This is a genomic window from Pedobacter frigoris (genome assembly GCF_032678645.1).
In the GTDB taxonomy this organism is placed as follows: domain Bacteria; phylum Bacteroidota; class Bacteroidia; order Sphingobacteriales; family Sphingobacteriaceae; genus Pedobacter; species Pedobacter frigoris_A.
Genome location: NZ_JAVTSP010000001.1, coordinates 788,711 through 811,204 on the forward strand (window position 1 = coordinate 788,711; position 22,494 = coordinate 811,204).

General features: G+C 38.8%; 19 protein-coding genes and 1 riboswitch. Of the genes, 8 read left to right on the forward strand and 11 right to left on the reverse strand.

Annotation, left to right across the window (positions count from 1 at the left end; translation table 11 throughout):
• Positions 1 to 2 precede the first annotated feature (2 nt).
• Entirely contained in the window at positions 3 to 599 is a 597-nt protein-coding gene (locus R2Q78_RS03515; protein WP_316788924.1) for a hypothetical protein, read from the reverse strand.
• Positions 600 to 730: 131 nt separating this feature from the next.
• Between R2Q78_RS03515 and R2Q78_RS03520 the strand changes: the two genes are divergently transcribed.
• Positions 731 to 2,518, forward strand: a complete 1,788-nt coding sequence (locus tag R2Q78_RS03520; RefSeq protein WP_316788926.1) for a mechanosensitive ion channel family protein — start codon at positions 731 to 733, stop codon at positions 2,516 to 2,518.
• 8 nt (positions 2,519 to 2,526) lie between these two features.
• On the opposite strand, the gene R2Q78_RS03525 is transcribed toward R2Q78_RS03520, so the two are convergent.
• The 3 genes from R2Q78_RS03525 to R2Q78_RS03535 form a co-directional block, all read right to left on the reverse strand.
• Positions 2,527 to 5,361 carry a TonB-dependent receptor gene (locus R2Q78_RS03525; protein ID WP_316788928.1) on the reverse strand — a complete coding sequence of 945 codons (2,835 nt, stop codon included), beginning with the start codon at positions 5,359 to 5,361 and terminating at the stop codon, positions 2,527 to 2,529.
• A 12-nt stretch (positions 5,362 to 5,373) separates the two neighbouring features.
• Entirely contained in the window at positions 5,374 to 6,615 is a 1,242-nt protein-coding gene (locus R2Q78_RS03530; protein WP_316788930.1) for a 6-bladed beta-propeller, read from the reverse strand.
• A 106-nt stretch (positions 6,616 to 6,721) separates the two neighbouring features.
• Entirely contained in the window at positions 6,722 to 7,468 is a 747-nt protein-coding gene (locus tag R2Q78_RS03535; RefSeq protein ID WP_316788932.1) for an AAA family ATPase, read from the reverse strand.
• A gap of 78 nt (positions 7,469 to 7,546) precedes the next feature.
• Between R2Q78_RS03535 and R2Q78_RS03540 the strand changes: the two genes are divergently transcribed.
• Both R2Q78_RS03540 and R2Q78_RS03545 read left to right on the forward strand, forming a co-directional pair.
• On the forward strand, positions 7,547 to 8,416 hold the full coding sequence (locus R2Q78_RS03540) for a DUF808 domain-containing protein (protein WP_316788933.1): 870 nt from the start codon (positions 7,547 to 7,549) through the stop codon (positions 8,414 to 8,416).
• Between the two features lie 53 nt (positions 8,417 to 8,469).
• A riboswitch (cobalamin riboswitch) is annotated at positions 8,470 to 8,662 on the forward strand.
• A gap of 164 nt (positions 8,663 to 8,826) precedes the next feature.
• Positions 8,827 to 9,927, forward strand: a complete 1,101-nt coding sequence (locus R2Q78_RS03545) for a DUF5074 domain-containing protein (protein ID WP_316788935.1) — start codon at positions 8,827 to 8,829, stop codon at positions 9,925 to 9,927.
• A 68-nt stretch (positions 9,928 to 9,995) separates the two neighbouring features.
• Here the strand turns inward: R2Q78_RS03545 and R2Q78_RS03550 are convergent, their stop codons facing one another.
• Positions 9,996 to 10,637, reverse strand: a complete 642-nt coding sequence (locus tag R2Q78_RS03550) for an NAD(P)H-binding protein (protein ID WP_316788937.1) — start codon at positions 10,635 to 10,637, stop codon at positions 9,996 to 9,998.
• 83 nt (positions 10,638 to 10,720) lie between these two features.
• Complete coding sequence (locus R2Q78_RS03555) at positions 10,721 to 11,500, reverse strand: hypothetical protein (protein WP_316788939.1); 780 nt, start codon at positions 11,498 to 11,500, stop codon at positions 10,721 to 10,723.
• Between the two features lie 100 nt (positions 11,501 to 11,600).
• Here R2Q78_RS03555 and R2Q78_RS03560 point away from each other — a divergent pair, with 100 nt between their 5' ends.
• The 3 genes from R2Q78_RS03560 (at position 11,601) to R2Q78_RS03570 (ending at position 13,418) form a co-directional block, all read left to right on the forward strand.
• Entirely contained in the window at positions 11,601 to 12,257 is a 657-nt protein-coding gene (locus tag R2Q78_RS03560; RefSeq protein ID WP_316788941.1) for an alpha/beta hydrolase, read from the forward strand.
• 54 nt (positions 12,258 to 12,311) lie between these two features.
• Positions 12,312 to 12,680, forward strand: coding sequence for a YccF domain-containing protein (locus R2Q78_RS03565; RefSeq protein WP_316788943.1), 369 nt, complete (start codon positions 12,312 to 12,314; stop codon positions 12,678 to 12,680).
• Positions 12,681 to 12,767: 87 nt separating this feature from the next.
• Entirely contained in the window at positions 12,768 to 13,418 is a 651-nt protein-coding gene (locus tag R2Q78_RS03570; RefSeq protein ID WP_316788945.1) for a hypothetical protein, read from the forward strand.
• A gap of 78 nt (positions 13,419 to 13,496) precedes the next feature.
• Here R2Q78_RS03570 and R2Q78_RS03575 read toward each other — a convergent pair whose 3' ends face one another.
• Both R2Q78_RS03575 and R2Q78_RS03580 read right to left on the reverse strand, forming a co-directional pair.
• Positions 13,497 to 16,496: a glycoside hydrolase family 2 protein gene (locus R2Q78_RS03575; RefSeq protein WP_316788947.1), complete on the reverse strand. Its 3,000-nt coding sequence runs from the start codon at positions 16,494 to 16,496 to the stop codon at positions 13,497 to 13,499.
• Between the two features lie 189 nt (positions 16,497 to 16,685).
• Positions 16,686 to 17,594, reverse strand: a complete 909-nt coding sequence (locus R2Q78_RS03580) for a sugar phosphate isomerase/epimerase (RefSeq protein WP_316788949.1) — start codon at positions 17,592 to 17,594, stop codon at positions 16,686 to 16,688.
• Positions 17,595 to 17,803: 209 nt separating this feature from the next.
• On the opposite strand from R2Q78_RS03580, the gene R2Q78_RS03585 reads away from it, so the two are divergent.
• Positions 17,804 to 18,952, forward strand: coding sequence for a pyridoxal phosphate-dependent aminotransferase (locus tag R2Q78_RS03585; protein ID WP_316788950.1), 1,149 nt, complete (start codon positions 17,804 to 17,806; stop codon positions 18,950 to 18,952).
• A gap of 29 nt (positions 18,953 to 18,981) precedes the next feature.
• Positions 18,982 to 19,830, forward strand: a complete 849-nt coding sequence (locus R2Q78_RS03590; protein ID WP_316788952.1) for a prephenate dehydrogenase — start codon at positions 18,982 to 18,984, stop codon at positions 19,828 to 19,830.
• A 12-nt stretch (positions 19,831 to 19,842) separates the two neighbouring features.
• On the opposite strand, the gene R2Q78_RS03595 is transcribed toward R2Q78_RS03590, so the two are convergent.
• The 3 genes from R2Q78_RS03595 to R2Q78_RS03605 all read right to left on the reverse strand — a co-directional run bounded on the left by R2Q78_RS03595 (position 19,843) and on the right by R2Q78_RS03605 (position 22,458).
• Complete coding sequence (locus tag R2Q78_RS03595; protein ID WP_316788954.1) at positions 19,843 to 20,667, reverse strand: hypothetical protein; 825 nt, start codon at positions 20,665 to 20,667, stop codon at positions 19,843 to 19,845.
• Between the two features lie 81 nt (positions 20,668 to 20,748).
• The gene (locus R2Q78_RS03600; RefSeq protein WP_316788956.1) at positions 20,749 to 21,777 is read right to left on the reverse strand and encodes a glycoside hydrolase family 18 protein; all 1,029 of its coding nucleotides are present in this window, start codon (positions 21,775 to 21,777) and stop codon (positions 20,749 to 20,751) included.
• A gap of 27 nt (positions 21,778 to 21,804) precedes the next feature.
• Positions 21,805 to 22,458 carry a hypothetical protein gene (locus R2Q78_RS03605; RefSeq protein WP_316788957.1) on the reverse strand — a complete coding sequence of 218 codons (654 nt, stop codon included), beginning with the start codon at positions 22,456 to 22,458 and terminating at the stop codon, positions 21,805 to 21,807.
• Between the last annotated feature and the right edge of the window lie 36 nt (positions 22,459 to 22,494).

Consider the following 22,494-nt stretch of genomic DNA (forward strand, 5'->3'; position numbering starts at 1 on the left):
GCTTATTCTATCGACTGCATTACCGCAAAGTTTTGCAGATTTTCAGGTGAAAATGTTTTGAAATGTTCTTTTGCTTTAGCGACAAAGTTTTCTACCACCAGATCCTGAACCAACTTTTTTGCTTCATTATGAGAGTAAAAGCCATTTAAAGCTACATTGCCGCTTACAGTAAATTGTCCTGATAATTTCGTGTTAAATGAGCTTATTAGATCAGATCCGGAAGTTGTTTCTACTTTACGGTTAATCTTTATCGATCCTGCTGCTGAAAAATCAGCTGATTTACGTAAAGGCATCCATAAGGGACCTACTTCATAAGCGTCAATAGTTAGTACGATAGGCATAAGTTTATTAATATCCTTATATAAAGTATCTCCATCCAACAAAACCACTAACGACATATCAGCAGGCTTATAATTCGACTTTACTTCCTTTACTTCACCAAATGTCGTAGAGGTGCTTTCATCAGACCAATTTGAATTTGATGTAGAATTAATTATGGAATCCTTATATGAGAAACTGGAAATCCCTCCGGCGATAAGTACTACAAGAATAAGTATCAATCCAAGGAGTACAAATAGTATTTTCTTACGAGGCGTCATATTGTTATTGTTTATTGTATTAGATTTAAAAATCTGATAATGTTACTAAAGATTATTATTAAAAATGAAACGCATTTGCTGTTATAAAATAAAATCCATAATTTCTCTCCTATTGCTACAAAAACACGACTATGTTTAATTTCAAATTACTGCTCGTCTTTCTCTCTTTTACTTTGATCAGCGGCTACTGCATGGCGCAACACTCAAAGACAACAGCAGCCAGCGACAGTACAAACCTAAATGAAGCACTGCTGATAAAGGATGAACAACAGAGGCGAATAGATTCTTTGGTCAAAGTGCAGTTAAACAAGGAACTTACCACGGCAGCAGGGAATGAAAAACGGACTAAGGAACTGGAAGCCAAATTAAGGCAAATCGCTGTAAATGATTCTATAAGGCTAATTACACAGACTCAAAAACTTAAAGCACTTAAGAAGACAACGACCGGTTATCCAGTGATACTCAATCAGGACACCCTATTTTTCATCTACACCCGCACAGGTTCTTTCCATGCTAAAGACAGGGCTAAAGCCATCTCTCTTAAGATTGAGAAGCTCTATGACGATCCTTTCTTTAAATCTGATTCACTATTGATCGCCGAAAATGAGGGCAGTTTTGACCTGATTTATAAAAATACTGATGTGATCGTCAGTGTGGGGAACCTGGATGGTCTTTGGTTTGGGAAGAGCAGTGCCGAACTCGCTGATGATTATTTGAAGATCATCAGGAAAAGCATTATAAAGGAGCGCGAAAGTCATAGTCTGTTCAATCTGCTCAAACGCCTTGGTCTGGTCATACTAATCATTGCTATCCTGGCTATTGTTATTTCAGTACTAAACAAGGTATTTAAGCGAATTTCGGGCTTTATCTCATCGAACAAGGAAAAGTATCTTAACGGCCTAAATCTTAAAAACATAAAGATCATTACTGCGGATCACCTGGAAGCTGCTCTTCAACGATTGAATACCATAGTAAAAATCCTCATCATCATTCTGATCGTCTACTTGTCGCTACCTTTGCTGTTCAGCATTTTTCCGGAAACGGAAGCATGGACGGGAACCTTGATCGGCTGGATATTGAGTCCGCTAAGATCTGCAGCTAAGGCAATACTGGATTACCTGCCGGACCTGTTTAAAGTGATTGTTATTTATCTGATTTTTAAATACCTTTTGAAGGCCGTCAAGTATCTGTTTTATGAAATGAAACGTGGCAACATACAGTTTAGCGGATTTCACGCTGACTGGGCCATCCCTACATTCAACATCCTGCGTTTTATACTCTATGCCTTTATGCTGGTATTGGTATTTCCATTTCTTCCTGGCTCCAGCTCCCCTGCTTTTCAGGGCGTATCAGTTTTTCTGGGTATACTGATCTCATTGGGATCATCCAGCGCAATTACAAATATCGTAGCTGGACTGGTAATCACTTACATGAGACCTTTCAGAATAGGCGACCGTGTAAAAATCGGTGAAGTCGTAGGTGATGTAATGGAAAAATCAATGCTTGTAACGCGAATAAAAACCATTAAAAATGAAGACATTACGGTACCCAATTCCATGGTACTCTCCAGCTCCACAATCAATTATTCCAGTCATACAAAAAATGAAAAACAAGGATTGATTGTGCATTATACGGTGACAATAGGTTATGATGTACCATGGCAACAGGTCTACGAACTGTTGATTGAATCAGCTTTAAAAACCGTTCACGTGCTGGAAGATCCAAAGCCTTTTGTCCTGCAAACAAGTCTCGATAACTTCTATATCTCTTACCAAATTAACGCTTATACTAAAGAGGCGAACAAACAGGCATTGATCTACAGTAGTCTATTCGAAAATATACAGGAAGTCTTCAAACAGGCCAATGTAGAAATTATGTCGCCCAGCTATCATGTTGTTAGAGATGGCGGGAAGGAATAATAGTAAATTTATTTCTTTGGCGCATCTTTTCCGAACTTACGTGGATAATAAGAGAAAGTGGTCATAAAATATTGCTGCAATACTTTTTGAGTTCCTCTTGTTACACTGTTTATGCCGGTGTAATTTATAATGTTATTATTCTGTCTTAAAATATCTAAAGCTGCAAATTTAAATTCTGCATTATTACCCTTTAGGAACCTGTATGTAACATTCGCATTCCAGATTTTAAAATTAACAGCCTCATTATTGCTCGCTTTATTGCTGTTAAAACTGATGTTGCTATTAATGGAAAACCTCTTTGTCACATTATACCGGGTACTCACGGCGCTAGTCCATGTTTTAGTATCATATTCGGTATTGAATGACGCCTGTTTTGATTGGGAATAATTAAATGACTGCGCACCTTCCAGCGCCCATTTGTCCCGGTAAGTATAATTTACCGACAGGCTATTGCTATTATTCAAGTTATCGGAATATAAAAACACACTGTTGAAATATCCGGGATTTTTGCTGGCGTTAAATGATGAATATGCTGTCAACTGAAGCTCACTGGTTTTTAATTTATAAGCTTTTCTAATGTTCAGATTCCCATTGTAGCTTTTAGTACCATCGCCATTTACCAGGTAATTCACACGTTTGTTCTGCTCATCTATGAATAAACTGTCAATCACATTATCGTCTGTAGTTGAATACGCTCCGCTGAGGTTGATATTTAGATTATTTTTGCTCTTTTGGGTATTATGACTGAGGTTAAACCTAATACTTCTTACTATGGCCTCTTTCAGATTTAGATTACCATAACTGATGGAGTACACATTTGAATCATCTATTATTGGAGCCAATTGCTGTAAGTTGGGAATGGAAATATCTGTGTTATAAGAAATTGAAATCGATCTGTAGAATTCACCATATTGGTTATTATTGTGACTTATAGAGGCACTTGGGATAAAGTTGGTATAGTTTCTTTTGATGTTCTGAAAAGATCTATCGGATTTATTGTCCTGATAGATTAAACGATTGGCCAGAGTGGCACGGAATGTCAGACCTTTATTAAATCTGTTACTTAAACTTTTGTTAAAGCTTTTAGATAAGTTTATTCCAAAGTTGTCGTCAATCTGATTGGTCTGGTTGAAATTAGTAAGGGAATCATTGGGCTTATAACTGTTAGTGCCTACAATCAGATCTTCAACCTTGCTATTGGTTTTATTAGCAGAATTGGAGAAATTATTGAAAACATCTACATTCACGATTTTAGTGCTATTATAACCGAAGAGCCATGCAGTCAGACCCGGCAATTCGAAATCAATTCTCTGATTCAGATTATCACTTTGAGTAGTATACTTTCTGTTGAAGTCCCGGTTTTGAGCCGCATCTATTTCAGATCTGAATTTGGTAATATTGTATCTTTCCGAGTTATTATCCTGCACTCCCATGGAGTAATTGATATTCAGGCCTTGAAACATACGTCTGTCTGAGTATATCACCGTGGGACGGAAATTGTAGCGAGCTACGACATTGAATCTTTTATTGTCCAGTTCGCCGTTATTGCTGCTGACATTGGTACTGGCCAGTTTATTTTCATTATTAAAAGTACTGCGCTCAGAAGTACTGCTGTTGTCACCTTTATTAAAATTAAAGGACGGAGTGACAGACAATTGTGAGCCTTTCTTGTTTAAAGTATAGGTAGCATCGAAAGCATGATTGTCATTATTTGACTCACTTTTACTTATACTTCTATCGAACAGCTTGTCATTTGTATTTCGGGTGATGATGGTTTCGCGGTCTTCCAGGTTGTCGTAAAACTTCCTTTGTTCAAAATAATTGGCGGTCAGCGTATTCCTATTGTTGTAATCCGGTGTCACCACAAAATTGTAGGTTAGGTTTACTCCTCCTGTAAAAGTCTTATTGATCCCCGTTTGTCTAAAATCGGGTTGGTATTCAACATTTGTACCTACACCCTTAAAGGTACTGTTGGCCGTAAGTGCTCCTACGCTATTTGCTACCTTGTTGATATTATTACTTGCACCGATAATGGCGGCTTGAACTTTTGGCGAAAACATGTTGATACTGGCATCTCCTTCAAACCTGCGATCGGTGCCCATACCCCCGCCAACCTTACCAAAATAGCCGATGTCCTTCCCTTTTTTCAGTTTTAAGTTCATCTCTAACGTGCTGTCTAAGGGATTACTTCTATCCTTTATCGTATTGTAAACCTGCACCTTCTCCAGGGCATTCTTAGAAATGTTTTGAGTAGCCGTTTTAAAATCTCCACCAAAGAAAGGCTTTCCGTTTACCAAAATGCTTTTTACTTCTCTGCCGTTTACCGTGATTTGTCCGTCGCCCCATAGGGTAATGTTCGGGATTTTCCTTAACAAATCCTCTACCACTGCATTGCTATCCAGCTTAAAAGCCGCTGCGTTGAATTCAAGTGTGTCGCCATTCATACTGATCGGCGGGATCTTGATCTGCACTTCTTTCAGGGAAAAATCTTTAGTTGCGATGATCAATGTTTTTAAATCCAGTGGTGCTTTAACATCGGTAATGACGAAGTTTTTCCTGAACAGATGGTAGCCCAGGTGACTCACCTCAATGTACATCTTGGAATTTAGAGGCAGTTTGCCAAATGAAAACTCGCCATAGTTATTACTAAGCTGGTAGCTAAGCAAGGTACTATCTGCCTTAAAAAGTGAAACCGTGGCTGACTTCAGGTGATAGTTGTTTGTGGTATCTCTCAATACCCCTTTTACGGAGCCTAAGTTATTTGGTGTTGTTTGCTGACTAAAGGATTGGTTGATACATCCTAAGATGAACATCGTCAGGAGAGGAAAAAAAATATTACGCATGGAGAGGTTAGATTAGATCTTTTTAGGCTTTAGTTTGATGATCACAGGATTGCTTTTTTTATTGCTGCTCTTGAAGTAATTATCTAATACAGGAGGGAACTTTGCTTTTTTACCCTCACTCTGCTCTTTGAACGTGAACATAGCCAAGGAAGAATAACTGGTATATAAATAACCGTTTTCATAAAGTTGAAACCCGTAATTAATGAAGTCGTAAAATGAACCGCCATCGTTTACAGGCAGAAAATGAGACAAACTGTCGGGTTCTATATCTTGCAACGAGGTAACCTCTGATGTTTTTAAATTGTAAGCAAACATCTTTTTTGTTGATTGTGTCCAGTTGTGGCTATCCAATTTGAGATATAGTTGGTTTCCTATGAATTGAATCTTATCAATATCAAAAACAACCTTGTTGTTGAGTAGAAATTCAAAACTGCTTTTTTTAAATAAGGGATTACTCACAATATCCTTAGAAAAAGTAATGGCAGCAGGTAATACTACACGATATGCCAGACTTATCTTATCAGGGGTAACCTTGAACAAGTCGTAGGAATTATAGTTGTGATACATGTATTCATCAGGGCTATTGCTGTTATGAATCCTTTGCCCTGCTGGGTATACCTCATTGGGCTTGTAAGGGAAATACCCCACGCTATCCTTATTGTTCCTGACAAAGACCATCTGGTACCTGATGGTGTCTTTTCCTGTTATCTTTTGAAAATAGCGATCGATAGAAGTTTTTCCATCGCTAAACCGGAATGAACTGGTATACTTCTCATCATTTTTGAGTACTCGTTTCACCTGCTTGCCATCCAGATCAAAATAGAACGAATATTTTGAAGTCTGAAGTTTGATTAGATCTTGTTCACCATCTTTAACAACAGTAAAACCCCAAAATTCTGACTTTTCTTTATCCTTATCAGTGGGATCCTGCTGAAACTTGCTGGCATTGATCTTAGCTTTAAACTTTCCTTGATTGGTAAAAATGTATACCCCTTTGGTATCATAATCATAAAAGACGTAATTATCCTTCACGAGTTTAAGCGAACTGATATTCCCAAATAAACATTCCTTGTTGGTTTCCAAGGGAATAAATTCTACTTCGTCATAGAGTTGGGATACTGTAGCTCCACGGGCATACTGTGGGTCTATACGTAATGTTTTCGCAGAGGAGCTGTCAACTTTTATATCCTGTGCTGTTGTTGTGAAAAATACTGATGCCAGCAGGCAAGTAAGAAAAAAGGATTTGAGGCGCATTTTAATCATCTAAATATTTGTTTCGAAAGTAAGGAAAAGATTATTCAGTTTTAGATTTCACACAAACGTTTGCGTAGTGCTGACTGAGAATTTATATTGAGACTTTTTAGTCTCCCAATAATATAGAGGTCATTTGCTCAGGATTGTCCAAAAATCCTTTGTATAGTTGATAGGTATCAGTCTCCTTATACTTTACTTTCCTGATTCCTTCCTCTGTCATCTGATAAATGGTTGCGTCCGGATATGCCAGTATAATTGGTGAATGTGTAGCAATAATAAATTGTGAACGCTTATTGACTAGTTTATCCATCTGTGTCAACATGGCCATCTGGCGGGTTACAGACAGCGCTGATTCCGGTTCGTCCAGAATATACAATCCTGAGCCTCCGAAACGGTTCATAAATAAGGCCCAGAAAGATTCGCCATGCGATTGTTCATGCAATGATTTTCCTCCATAGGAATCAATAATCGGTGGTGCCGATCCTGGTTCCTTATCCAGTTCGTCAATTTCCGATGCTACATTATAAAAACTTTCACCTCTTAAAAAGAAACCGTCTTTAATTCTGTGAATTCCCTTGCTAATCCTCAGATAATTATGTAAAATGGAATGTGTAGATTGAGTATCAAATTTAAAATTTCGTGTACCTCCCTCTGCATTAAATCCTAATGCAACAGCAATAGCCTCCAGCAGTGTCGATTTTCCCATTCCATTTTCACCAATCAAATAGGTTACCTTCGAATGAAAGTTCAACTTTTTGAAGTTTCGGACGCATGGGATGTCAAATGGATATTCTGCAGGAATACCATCCGGTGCATTTAACTCAACTGTATTTACATATCCGTAAAAATCCATAATGGCCAAATTATTACATTTTTTTCTTTTTATATATGGTTTTAAAGGATATTTTGCGGCCTTAATAAATGAGAGAATATGGCTTCAGGTTTTTTTGCGATTTTAGATGATATAGCAGCTTTAATGGATGATGTGGCGGTGACTGCGAAAATTGCGACAAAAAAAACTGCAGGTATCCTGGGTGATGATCTGGCGGTGAATGCGGAAAAAGCAACTGGCTTCCTGTCTTCAAGGGAATTACCTGTGCTTTGGGCAATCACAAAAGGCTCATTTATTAACAAGATTATCATTGTCCCAATCGCTTTATTGTTAAACGCATTTTTTCCCGCTGCTATTAAGATCATACTGATACTAGGTGGCCTATACCTGGCTTATGAGGGCGTTGAAAAAATAATTGAGTACTTCTTTCACCGCAAAAAGGAAGGTCATGAAGTTGTTAAAGAGATCAAACAAGATGGTAAAGATGCGGAAAAAGCCAAGGTTAAATCTGCTGTGATGACCGACTTCATTCTATCTATAGAAATTGTAATCATTGCACTAGGAAGTGTTTTGGAGCAAAACCTAACCATACAAATTTTAACAGTATGCGTAGTTGCACTATTGGCTACGGTGGGTGTTTATGGTATCGTTGCGCTCATTGTGAGAATGGATGATGCCGGTTATAAGCTGATCAAAAGCGCTGATGACAAAGGCATCCTTGCTGGCATCGGACATCTATTGGTTAAATCATTGCCTGTGATCATCAGGATTCTGGCGGTCGTTGGAACAATTGCGTTGATCCTGGTTTCAGGTGGCATCTTTGTTCACAATATTGAGTTTTTCCATCATTTATTGCCAAGCTTGCCGACGATAATTAAAGAGCTCATTTTTGGACTTGTCGCAGGTCTGGTAGCTGTTGGACTGGCTACTGCTGTCAAATCAATTTTTAACTTAAAAAGCAGTCATTAAAGCTATTGATTTAATACATTTAGACAATACTACAAATCATACCAATATTTTTTTAGCTTTGCACCGCTTTTGGTTCCTGGATTATGTTATCCTGGATTAAAAGGGAATACGGTGAGAATCCGTAACTGTCCCGCAACTGTAAGCGCCTAAACGGTTTTCAAATCTGGCCACTGTTCCAATTAAACGAATGGGAAGGCAGAAAATCGGGCGTAAGTCAGGAGACCTGCCTTCAGCATTATGATTTCATAGCTTTCGGGGATTGAAGCTGGGATGAGATGTACGATTTATGTGTTACACTATTTTTGTGTCCGTTTTCTCTCTTTTTATTGTGATGTATTCATCGCAGGGCTATCCTTTTGCCTCTTCCCCGACGACTCAAAAAATGTCAATCCATAAATTAATATATCATAATGAAACACGTAAACATCAAACAATTTTTAGTCGCAGCATTGCTAACTACAGGCCTGTATGCTTGTAAAAAGGACAATGCTGATCCAATACCCACTGATCCGGTATCAGGAAAATATGAAAACGGATTTTTTATCATAGGTGAAGGTGCTATAGGACAAAACTCTGGCACAATTAATTTCTACAGATACGGTGACGATACTGTAATTGCAAGAGCTTACGAAAAAGAAAACCCTGGAAAAATATTATCTAATGCAGCGAAGACAAGTACATTGCAATTTGCCTCTGTCGTTAACGGCAGCATTTTCCTGATGTGCAAAATGAATGGTCCATTAGTGAAAGTAAATGCACAAACACTTAAGGAAGAAGCCAGATACGTACAGGATGCTACCAACTGGAGAAGTCTGATACAGGTGGATGGAAATCGCGGACTGGTAAGTTCCAATGATGGCGTATACCAGGTCGATTTGAGCACACTTGCTATTCAAAATAAACTGACAACAGCAGGCGCATTGAATACCGGGGATATGTGGAAAAAAGGTGAATACGTATACCTGTTACAAAGTAACGGCACTAAGATTATTTCAGCCAGCAATTATTCTTTTGTAAAAACCTTTTCAAACATCAGCCGTGGATTTGCACAAACACCGAATGGCAAAGTTTGGGCATCTACCGGTACACGTTTAATTGCTATTGATGATAATCTGGATACTGCTGGTGTACAATTGAAGGCAAGCATAGGCGCATTTGGCTTAGATGCACCAAACAGAATTACTGCATCAACAAAAGAGAACGCTGTTTTTTATCATTCAGGAAAATCAATTTATAAGTACATAGATGGTAATGCTTCATCACTGGCTGCACCTTTTATCAATATCGATGAGAATCCTTTTATGGTATATGGTGCTATACGTTATGATAAAAACAAAGATTATATCGTGGTTAACGGCATACAGGGATATGGAGCTGCATCGACAGCTAATTTCCTATTGATCTATAATGCTTCAACCGGTGCGCTGGTAAAGAAAATTAAATATGGTGGTGACGGTGTGACGACTGATTTCAACAAGATCTACTTCCCTAATCTGACAGTATTTAATTAATTTTTTTTCGTTGCCCTGAACCGGGACAGGTTTACAGCCAACGCGTGTTCAGGGTGGCGATTACTTCTTTAAAAAGAAAATATCTTATCCTTCTCTATATAAGTAATCCCTTCTGGTTGTGATTTTGGCGCTTTGGCTAATTTCTGAGCCAGTATCCTTGTGGGCAGCGGCCGGTGTTTTCTAAACATTCCCAGTCCGTTAAAAAATCCAAGTATATTTAAGGCAAACTTCTCTCCTAGCCGGTCAGTGTCCGGGCGTTCAAGTAGCCCTGGTCTGAATATAATGCACTTTTTGAAATCCAATCCCAAAATTCTGTCTTCCAGTTCGCCCTTCATTCTTGAATAGAATATTTTGCTTTTGGCCGAAGCACCCAATGCAGAAACAAGTACGAAAGTCGAAACATTATTTTGCCTGGCTAATTCGGCAAATTTTAAAGGAATATCAAAATCAATTTTCCATTGCTTTTCCTTTGATCCGGCAACTTTCAGTGTAGTACCTAAACACGAAAAAAGTACGTCGCCAACGATTAAACTCACATAATCATCTGGCCTGGAAAAATCAACGACATGCTCAATAAGTTTGCTATGCTGTTTACCTGTGGCTTTTCTCACAAAAATGGTAACAGTTTCATAATCATTATCCCACAGAAGCTCATCAACCAGGTCTTTTCCCGTTGCGCCTGTTGCTCCTATTATCAATGCCTTCATCATAGTTGTGGATTAGTGTGTTCTAATATAAATAATTAATAAAGACTTGCTGTAAATCAGCAAGTCTTTATTAATTCAAAAATAGACTACCTGTTGTAAGCATCTACAGCCATTTCCAGCTTTCTGTAACCAGATCTGTCTACGGCATATCCTCCCGCAGCCAAACCTGCTCCGAGTCCGAGGAATATAAAGCTTGAAGCAAAATTAGGACTGCTCATACTTGAAAAACCCTGCTGGTGTCCAAAGGAGTTCATGTCTGACAATCTTGTGTTACTACTTCCTTTAACGACAAAAGAAACCAGTCCTGCTACGATAGATGCTCCAGCGGCCACATACAGAATTTTACTGCCGTTCGCACTTTTGCGGTAACCTTCCAGTAAATCCATACTTACAGGATTGTCGGCCATATCACGCTTCAGATTGTTGTAATTAACTTTCTTCAAGTCAGCATACCCTTTATTATAGTACATACTGAGGTTTACTGGCTGCTGAACAGGAGGACCATACCTGTGTCTGCCGTACCTGTACCCTCTATCGTACAAAAAAGCATCGTACGCTACCTCTTGAAATAGATTGATTTTTCCCTGTACAATCCGTTCGGAAAATGATCCTCTTTCCATAATAGTGTGCCTCCTGGTATTAGCAAAAAAGCCATTTTCATTATTAAAAAACTTGACCTGTTCTTGCGGAACACGTCTGGAATCAGCCCTGAGCTGCCAGGAATTGTAGAAATCGGGTCTCAGCTTAATGCTATTGGCATAGACCACAGAATCTGAGTAGAAGTACAGAAAATTTTTAGATTCGTCCACCTGGGCACGAGCGTTCAGGCCATAGCAGGCCATTACGACAATGATTAGTTTTTTCATATCGGTTTCATTTATGTGTGTAATCAATACTACAAAATTTGATACCAAAAAATCATTTGTAAACAACAAAATACATTCGAACTTATCTACATTTACAAATGTGAAGACAATCTATTTTATAAGCGGTTTAGGTGCTGACAGCAGGGTTTTCAGGAAAATGAAATTTCCAGAATATAAGCTCATATACCTGGATTGGATTCCTCCGCTGGAAAAGGAATCTCTAGCCGATTACGCTTTGAGACTTGGTAGCGGCATTGACCACACTCAACCCTTTTATTTAATTGGTCTTTCACTTGGGGGCATGATTGCCACAGAAATAAGCAGGAAATTAAATCCTCTTCATACTTTTCTTATTTCTTCTGCCCCCACCTATCTTCAGCTTCCCTGGTATTTCAGACTTGCAGGCAATCTGCGATTGCAAAAAATACTTACAACAGGCCTAATCAAACAATCGAAATTTTTACCAGCGGGATTACTTGGAGGGAAAACCCCTGAAGAAAAAACGTTATTGAAAACGTTGATACGTGAAACTGATCCTTTATTTATGAAATGGGCATTAACTGCCATCTTAGAATGGAGAAATACGGAGAAGCCAATGAATCTGACCCATCTGCATGGTACGGCTGACAGGACAATTCCAATCCGTTATACCAGTCCTGACCTTATCGTAAAAGGTGGAGGGCACTTTATGGTGTATGCAGATGCAGCTAAAGTGACCGAGCTCATCAACGAAATTCTAAAACAGAATTTATGGTAAAAATCTTCATATCGTAACTAATCCTTTCATTTGTACTCTAAAAGGAAAACGATTATGAATTTTATAGGCAATCTCATCTGGATAATATTTGGTGGAATATTCATTTTCTTTGAATACATACTTGGAGGAATCATCCTCTGTCTCACCATTGTTGGAATCCCTTTCGGAATTCAATGCTTCAAATTTGCAATAGTAGGACTGGCACCTTTTGGAGTAAAAATCTCAGATACTTCTTCCAATACAGGTTGCCTTTCTACGATAATGAATATCATCTGGCTGGTATTCGGTGGCTTCTGGATTGCCCTCACCCATTTATTTTTTGGCTTGTTGTTCTGTATCACCATCATCGGTATTCCATTTGGCCGACAGCATTTTAAGCTGATGAACCTGGCTTTCACACCGTTTGGTAAGTCGATCAGTTAGGTATCTTGATAATTAAATATGCTTGCTTTCACCAATTGATTTTCTCGTTTCAAAATGTTATTTTCAACGAAAATATAATTTTTCAAAATGAAGTTTAAATTACCGATCTCATTACTTTTTGCAGCCTCGATTCTCATCTCCAGCGTTCATGCTCAAACAGTCAAAAAAATAAAGAAGAAAATCTCCCATGGATCTTATACAACCGTAGATACATATGATGTTTTGAAATCAAATCCAGACATTAAGCATGGAGAATATTCAAGCACCCTCGTATTTACAAGTGAAAAGGGGCAATACGATAATGGAAAAAAAATCGGCGTATGGCGCTATTATCGTAACAATATAATCACCCAAGAATATGATGCCGATAAAAAAAGCCTGCTCTTATATGAAGAATCAAAATTGATTCAAAATGCATGGATTATAGAGAATGGAAATGTTTTGAAAGAAACAGACGCACGACCAGTGTTTTTGGGAGGAGATGACAAAATATTTGAGATCTTACTCTCTACAATCAAACACCCTGGCACCCTTAAAGGCACAAATGTATTGTTGGCCACTATAACCAAAGAGGGGAAAATGATCAATCCCAAAATAGAAAGTAAGGTTGGATTCGGTACCGATGAAGAATTCTTAAGGATATTTAATTCACTCCCTCAGGATTGGATACCCGCTTATATTGATGAAAAACCAATAGATTCCAGAATTCAATTGGTTCTTAATTTTACGGCAAATTAAATCTAATACGCCAAAGGCCCGGAAATTCCGGGCCTTGGCTTTCACACCGTTTGGCAAGTCGATCAGTTAAGCATATTATTAAAACCTAACCGTGATTGCCCCCTTGCATGGAGAAGCTTCCAGCGTTTTACAATAATTACCCCATGCTATTTCCGGATAATCCCATTTGTTGTTGATGTACAAAACGATTTGCTCATCTTCCAACCGATCCATTCTGCAAGCCACATCAGCTTTAGGCGACACGACAGACATTCTGCTGGCTTTTGAGTCGGATATGGTGTAGTAATAGATATTCTCCTTCATGCCCTTGGCTTTTTGGGTGAAAGGTTTTTTGCTACCCGCACCTTGATCAGACCAATAGTAGTAATTGTGTGTATCCTGATCCCATGGCTGCGTTGGCTTCTGTCCATAAGCAGCCTGCTTATTTTCAAATAATGTAGCCATTCCGGTATTGCCCGCAAAGTCGCCTTCTGGATAATAATTCCAATAGCCATCTCTCGCCCAGTTCAGTTTATTGATATCATTAGGCATATGGTATTTTATGCCGATTTCTCTAACATAACCATTAGGTTCTCCTTCAGTACGGTAGTCCGTTATAATTTCTCCTTCTGATTTTACCAGAACATCAAAATACACCTTTAGCCCTTTATAAGTTCCTGTTATTGCAATCCTGGCCATGCCATTCTGAATGCTGCATTTAACATCCTGCTTCAACCAGTCCTTATCCTGAACCAGATATTTGTCTGCACTCTTCCTTACCTCAGCTCCCGTTAGGTGATTCAGATTGATGTCCATATTTAGATAAGGACCTTTTCCGATAAATATTTTGCCATCCAAAAGGGCATTTTCAATCAGTCCTGTAGACTTAGAGACAGGGATTTCGAAATTCTGCCCTTTGATAATGAACTTGGTATCTGTTTCCTCTAATTTTAAAACACCCTTATGCGAAGCGATTGGCATGGCAACAGGACGTTCACCCAAAAAGTATTCATAAGTATCCACTATACGTCCATCACGGTCAATAAAATTAAGCAATATGGACTTTCCAGATTTCCAATCTTCAGCTGGCAATTGAAAAACTCCCTTTTCATGCGGGTTAATGTCTGGTAATTCAATTGTTTTCTTTTTAGTGTTGTACACATATTGAAGCTTTACCTCATTAAGATTAGTGTGATCGTATCTATTGTATACAGGTAATTGAATGTGTTGATTGGGCTTAAAATCTTTAATCAGTTTGCCTTCCTGCAGTATTCGGATAGGTGACTGCGCTTTCTTAGTCGACCAGAATTCAGGTTTTCTTCTTCTCCAAACATCTACTATTCCCCATTCACCGTAACCAACTTCATGTCCCTGATATGCTGCCGGCTTTTGGCCTTTTGCAAAATCTCTCCAGAGTGGCGTCCCTTTTTTCAACTGTTGAGGTATCATAAAGATATCATCTACATATCCCCATATCGCGCCACCTAGACCACCTTTTGTAGGGAATAACCTTCCCCACATCATGTCCATGGAAATACCCCAGAATTCCCTGATGTTTGGATCATCACGCAATGTCTTATATGTATAGCAAGGAGGATGTGCCCACTCATCAAATAGTGCAGGAATGCCATGCCCTTCATATCCCCTGGTTGTTTTTCCGCGTTGAGAAAGGTTTCCGTTTACATCCTGATAATGCATACTTAAAATCTCATAGATATTGTCGCCATCTTTCTGAGATCCCGGATAGCTCCAGATAACAGGCCTGCTTTTATCGGCACTTTTTACATAGTCCCAGCTTTTCTTGAAATTGGTTCCGTAGATAGATTCATTGCCAATGGACCAGATGATCACTGCTGGGTGGGTTTTAAAGGTATTGACCATTTCACGACATTGTCCCACGTATTGATCAGTATACGCCGGATCATTTTGGGTTGCTCCCGGAGCATAGTTTTGTTGCCTGTAAGTATCAACAAAGCAAACTGCTGTTTCTACCTCTACGTAGATCCCATAACGATTGCAAAACTCCACAAAACGTTCGGTTGGGGGATAATGCGATGTCCTCACGAAATTAATATGAGATTCTTTAAACAAGATTACATCCAGGCTATCATATTGCCTGGTGGTGGTTCTCCCCAATGTCGGACTCACATCATGGCGGTTGGCTCCTCTTAGTTTTACAGGCCGCCCATTTACCATTAGCTGATCTCCCACCACTTTCACTGATCTAAATCCTACTTGCTGATCAAATGTATAGGTTTCTTTCCCATCCTTTTTAACCTTGATATTCATGCGATAAAGGTTAGGATGTTCTGCATCCCATTTTAATGGGTTAACAACACTAAAGCTGTTTACATTCTCACCTTTATTAACCTTAAATTGTTTTGCAGTACCTGGTACCGGATTATTCTTTTTATCGTATAAAACATAATGAATCGTTGATCCTTCAACCTGCTCAGCTTTAAAATTAAGATTCACTACGGCATTCCTGAATTCATTATCCAGTTGTGTTTCCAATCCAAAGTCGTGAACAGCATTCATTGAAGTTGCAAAAAGCGTTACATCCCTCAAGATGCCTCCTATTGGATGATGTGCATAGCCCGAAGCATATGAAATGTCACTCACCTTATCCTGAATCTCCAATAGTACCTCATTTGCCTTGTCAAATGAAACATATGGGGTAATATCGGTTTCCCATCTGGTAAATCCACCTTTATGTTTTCTCAGCACTTTTCCGTTGATGATCAAGGTTGCTTCGCTATAAACTCCGTCAAATCTTATAATAATTTTTTTTCCATTAAAATCGGCCGGTAATGAAAAAGCTCTTTTATAAAAGAATGACTTATCATGTTCTAATCCATATCCCTGCATCACTGCTTCACCGGGAACCGTGATAACATCCCAGTTTGATTGTGCATTCAACTGAAATTTCCATTCTCCATTGAGAGATAGAACCGGCTTTTTAACACCTGTTGTTTTAACCGGCAAATTATACGCCTGTTCTTGTCCCTTAACTTCCTTTTGAAGCAACATGGCTATCAGAAAAAATAAAAATCTCGGTATATTCCTTACTAAAGAAGTAGGTTTTATGTTAATAGTCATAAATTTAAATGTATAAGTTTGCGTCGTGTACTCATGTATGCTAAACATGACGCAAATATATCCGCCATGCTGAAGAATAACTAAAACTGAATATTCATAAACTAAAACTTTTATAAGAATAAACGACCTTAAAATAACGAAAGCCCCGGAAATTCCGGGGCTTTCGTTTATTATTCTGACATGATGTTTCTATTTGGTTTTAGAAACCATCTCTCTGAAGTTCACCACACTTTGAGCCACGTCCTTACTGTTGGTCTGCCAGTTGTACTCGTACTCCGCAGAAATTGCTCCTTTAAAATTTTGTCTTTTCAATTCAGCGATAACACCTGGTATATCACATACACCCTCTCCCCAGTGTACATCATGTCCACCTTTTCCTTTAACATGGAGGTCTTTCATATGCGAATGCAAAATATGACCGTCCAGTTTTTTAAGACATTCTACCGGATTCAGGCCTGAACGTGACCAGTGACCGATATCAGCACAGGCACCAATACGCTTGCTTTGACCTTTGATAGCATTTAGCACCACGTCAGGATTCCAGTAATGAGAAGGATCAGGATGATTATGAATAGCTATATTGATTTCATACTGATCAGCAAGTTTAGATAGCAACGGAATATCTTTTTCGCTTGGTTCTGATGTAATGGTCTGAATACCCATGAATTTACAGAATTCGAATAGCTTGTTCCAACCTGCTTCACTATTTGCACCCGTAACACCGAAAGCAACGATCTTTACGTTCTTAGCTTTCAGCATTTCCAAAACAGCCTTTCTTTTGGCAACATCCATATCAGGTGTCATTGTTCCTTCAATACCCCCTCCAATTTGCTGACCAGGAAATGCTTCTACATACCTCAGGTTACAGCTGTCGATCTTACTTATCGCCTGTGCAAACGAATAAAGTCTGAAAGTATATGCCTGAGAACCCAGTTTCCAACCGAGCTTAGTCTCCGGAGTTTTAGCGACAGACGTACCGCTGCCTGAATTCATGCTTTTACAATTGCTTAGTAAAAATAACAGGCATAACCCTGAAAAGATCTTAGCGGTAAAGCTCGCTGATTTAGTTAAAATAGTAGTTTGTTTTATAATATTCATTTGTGTGATTTTTGATTATGACACCAAGGTAAAACTATAATATTAAATATTTAACAATAATTTATCTAGTTACCCAATATTTTATAAATTTAGAAACTTATTTCTGGGTTAATTACGAATATCATACCGGAGTACTGAAACTGACAGGCTTAGTTAAAAGCAGGCATATGCGCTGTTTTTAACCGGACCTCGATAAACAAATTTCAATCATGATTGCAAAAAGATTGGAGGGCATTAGTGAATACTATTTCTCCCAAAAACTAAGGGAAATTGAGTCCCTGAATAAAGAAGGTAAGAACATCATAAACCTGGGTATTGGCAGTCCGGATTTGCCGCCGCATCCTGAAGTGATTAAAACATTGCAGGAAGAAGCTGCGAAACCCGGCGTACACGGTTATCAGGGTTACAAAGGGATACCGGCATTGCGACAGGCTTTCGCGGATTGGTATCAGCAATGGTACCACGTAATCCTTAATCCGGATACGGAAATATTACCATTGCTCGGTTCAAAAGAAGGCATCATGCACATCTGTATGACTTATCTGAATGACGGTGATGAAGCATTGATCCCAAATCCAGGCTATCCGACTTACGGAAGCGCTGTTAAACTGGCAGGTGGAACAGCAGTTAGTTATGATTTAACAGAAGAAAAAAACTGGCATCCCGACCTGGAAGCACTAGCTGCCCAGGATCTGAGCAAAGTGAAACTCATGTTTGTGAATTACCCGCATATGCCTACCGGTCAGCAAGCTGAAACGGGATTCTTTGAAAAACTAATCAACTTTGCAAAAGCGCATCATATCCTTCTTGTGCATGACAACCCTTATAGTTTCATACTGAATGACCATCCTGTAAGTCTGCTAAAACTGCCTGGCGCGAAAGAAGTAGTACTTGAACTGAATTCGCTCAGTAAGTCACATAATATGGCCGGATGGCGGATCGGTATACTTTGTGGTGCGAAAGAACGGATTGAAGAAATACTGAGGTTTAAAAGCAACATGGACAGTGGTATGTTTATGCCACTTCAACTGGCCGCTGCGAAAGCTTTAGGGCTGGGCGCCGACTGGTACAATTACATTAATAGCATCTATGCTGAAAGGAGAACCAAGGTTTATCAGATTCTCGACATGCTCAAATGTCATTATTCGTTGAATCAGGTCGGTATGTTTGTATGGGCTAAGATCCCCGATCATTATGAAGACGGCTATGCCTTAAGTGATGAAGTCCTTTACGGGTCAAATGTGTTCCTCACCCCTGGCGGAATATTCGGAAGTCAGGGCAACCGTTACATCAGGATCAGCCTTTGTGGTGATATTTCCAGGTTTGAGCAAGCCATAACACGTATAAATAATAAGTAAAATACAGCATATAATAATTAAATTGAGCAATGAAGATAGCGGTAGTCGGCCTCGGACTTATTGGAGGTTCCATGGCTTTGGTGTTAAAGCAAAAAGGCTTTGCCTCGAAAGTATTTGGTGTAGACAATCAGGAGGCGCATACAAAGAAAGCACTCGAACTTGGAATTGTTGATGAAATAACCGATTTGAGCGGAGCAATAGCAAATAGTGACCTGATTATATTAAGTGCCCCAGTCAGTGCATGTACCATACTATTGCCACAGGTATTGGATCAAATAAACAACCAGATCGTTCTGGATACAGGTTCCACGAAAATGTCCCTCCTCGCAGCCGCAAAGGGGCATGCCAAACGGGGCAGATATATAGCTACCCACCCAATGTGGGGTACTGAATTCAGCGGACCCGAGGCTGCAACGGAAGATGCATTTGATGGACGTGCAAATGTAATCTGTAATGCAACAGAAAGTGACAAAGATGCACTAGAAACTGTAGAAAAGCTATACACACTGCTTGGCATGTACAATGTGTATATGGAAGGAAAAGACCATGATGTCCATGTAGCTTATGTGAGTCATATCTCCCACATTACCTCTTTTGCCCTGGCAAACACAGTACTTGAAAAAGAAAGGGAAGAGAATACAATCTTTGAGCTTGCCAGTGCGGGTTTTGAAAGTACGGTAAGGCTTGCAAAAAGTAGTCCGGCTATGTGGATGCCTATTTTTCAGCAAAACAAAGAAAACGTACTCGATGTGTTAAACGAACACATTACTCAACTTAGAAAATTCAAGGCATGCATTGAAAAAGAAAACTGGGCTTACCTTTCTGAATTGATGGAAAATGCGAATAAAATCACGGATGTACTGAACCGCAAAGAATAATCAGGAAGAGTATTAATAGTATTCGTATTCATTGCTCAGTTTCATTGTTCCACTAACATCGGAATAAATTTTAACAGGCAGATTAGCTGAATTATATTCAAATGACCTTGAAATTTTGATTTCAGGGCCGCTTGTCTGTGTAACCTTATATTTAATCCAATTGTTAGGAGAAAAATATTCGAGGATCTGAGCGGGGTCATATAGTTTATATTTAGGATTTACTTTATCATCATATTCATATTCTCCTTCAATTGTTCCTATTAAAACTCCATCTGAGTAAGCTTTAGTAGTTAATTTTATAATGTTCCCTCTCGTGTCGGTTTGAATAAATAACTCACGTAGTAGCTCTTTCTCTCCTAAAATTGCATGCTCTTGCTTCAGAGATTTTAATTTATTTTCCGAGTCATATTCAAATTCATAATTCATAGGCGTATAACCGTTGGAGACGACCTGACCTTTCAAAACTTCTTTGATCTCTGAAACATTATTATTTTCATAACTATAAAGTTTTGTCAGAAAGAGATTAAATATCTGATCTGAGGAACCTAAAGTTGCAACTGCTACTTCGGTGAGAAACCCATCTTTATATTTAGGAAGTTCTTGTGATATACGTCGCCCTTGAAACGACTGTGCGAAAATTGAAACTTGATGATCAGGATTATATCCAAAATAATATTCCCCACCTCCACCTCCAAGAATTTTCTCAATTTTGAGTTTCCCTTTTAAGGAATTTTGTGCTATTTCTTCTTTTTTACACGATTGAAAAGTAAAAACTAATACGATGAAAATAAAAACAAAAGGCTTCACAATAAGTTTACTGGAAAAAATTGGATTCATATTTATGCAAAAAAATGGCGTTAAAGAAAATCAAACTAAAAAATTCATGAAAGATAATTATTATGAAATAATTATCACCCATTACTTTTCATACACCCCTTTATGAACCGCCTTCCTCAGCACGCCATCTGGCGTATCTGCGGCATAATCCCAATACATTGCGCCCAATAACCCCCTGTTTAATAAATACTGACATTTTATGCCGATAGACTCAGTATCTTCATAAGAACAGAGAAACTCCCCTTTGGGATCGGTCAAATAAGGTGCTTTGGCCTTATCATCCCACTGTCTGGTATATCCTTCCAGTTTGACAATGTTCTTATAATCAATATACCAGGCGATAGGATCTTTTCCATGTCCGTAAAATGGCATTCCAAGCACCAATTTATTTGCTGGGATTCCGGCATTCAAATGAGCAGTAACACCTTCATCAACACTGATCGTCTTGGTATGTTCCGATCGGTAAAGTCCGGCATGATGATAAGGAGGTAGTCCCATATCATAAGTCATCACATTAACGAAATCTACTAAAGGCACAATCGTCTTGAAATCAATGTATTTTGCATCCGAAACAGAGGCTAGTGTCAACAAATTCTTCTTACCGATCTTTTTCCTGATCTCCGACATCAGCAGCGTATAGTTTTTCGTGTCGTCCGGAGAAGATGATATTCCTGCCTCCGAACTCGTTGGATATTCCCAGTCGATATCAATTCCGTCGAGATTGAACTCCTTAACCAAACGTCCACAGTCATCAACAAACTTTCCTCTATTTTCCACGGAGGCTGCCATTTCACTAAACCTGCCACTTTTCCATCCGCCTATCGAAAGCAAAACCTTAAGTTTAGGATATTTTAACTTCAATTCCGTTATTTGTTTTAACCGGGCTTCATTCTCGACAACCACTCCGTCGAAAGTTTTGGATACATGTCCGAAAGCGTAATTGATATGTGTCACATATTCAGGATCAGGCATTACATTTCCACGTGCGGTCACATAGGCTATAATTACCCTATTGCCAGCCTTTACTTTTGGAGTTGATTTTTGTTGCTGTTGAGCAAAACATACAATGGTGATGAATAGCAGGCATAAAGCCGAATAAATGGTCTTCATACCTACTAAGCTAATAAAAAGTTAGCATTACTGCTTGAATGTTAGCGCATAAAAAACACCATTCTTACTTACTAATTCTGCAAACAGCTTCATCAAATTCTCTCTACTGTCGCCCATATAGAATATATATGCATCAGCAATGTCATTCTTATGAAGTGTAACCATAATACAATTGGTATAATCTGTACCGAAAGATTTATGGAGTTTTGCTAAGGTAGTGCCACCCCAGTCGGCACCAAACTCCTTCTTTACAGCATCCGGGCGAAAAGGTCCGAATTTAATTGTAGTATCCATTTTTCCTCCACCGATGTTCAGTGCCACAGCATATGAAATCGCTGCTGAACTAGCATTTGGGTTCTGAACGTTTTCACCAGGTTTCTTGTTCTTTTCTCTTTCTCTGAATTCCTCCATTCTCTTTTTTAGGGGTGCAACGGAATAGCGAACTTCCAGGTTTTTATCTGGAAATTTCACCGCATATTCATAATGCATCTGAGCATTTTTTACAATTGGGATTTCAACCGCTCCCTCCGGCATTTTAAATGCCATATTTGTTTCTCCCAGTATTTTCTGGAAATTAGACATTTGCGATTGCAAAGTATCGGCTTTGGATGTTGTCGATTGAGCATCGGCCATTAAAACTGTAACGGTAAACATCGTTAGCATTAGGAGCGTTTTCTTCATGTTGTTCTTTTAAATTATGGTTTTCTTTTTACAAGG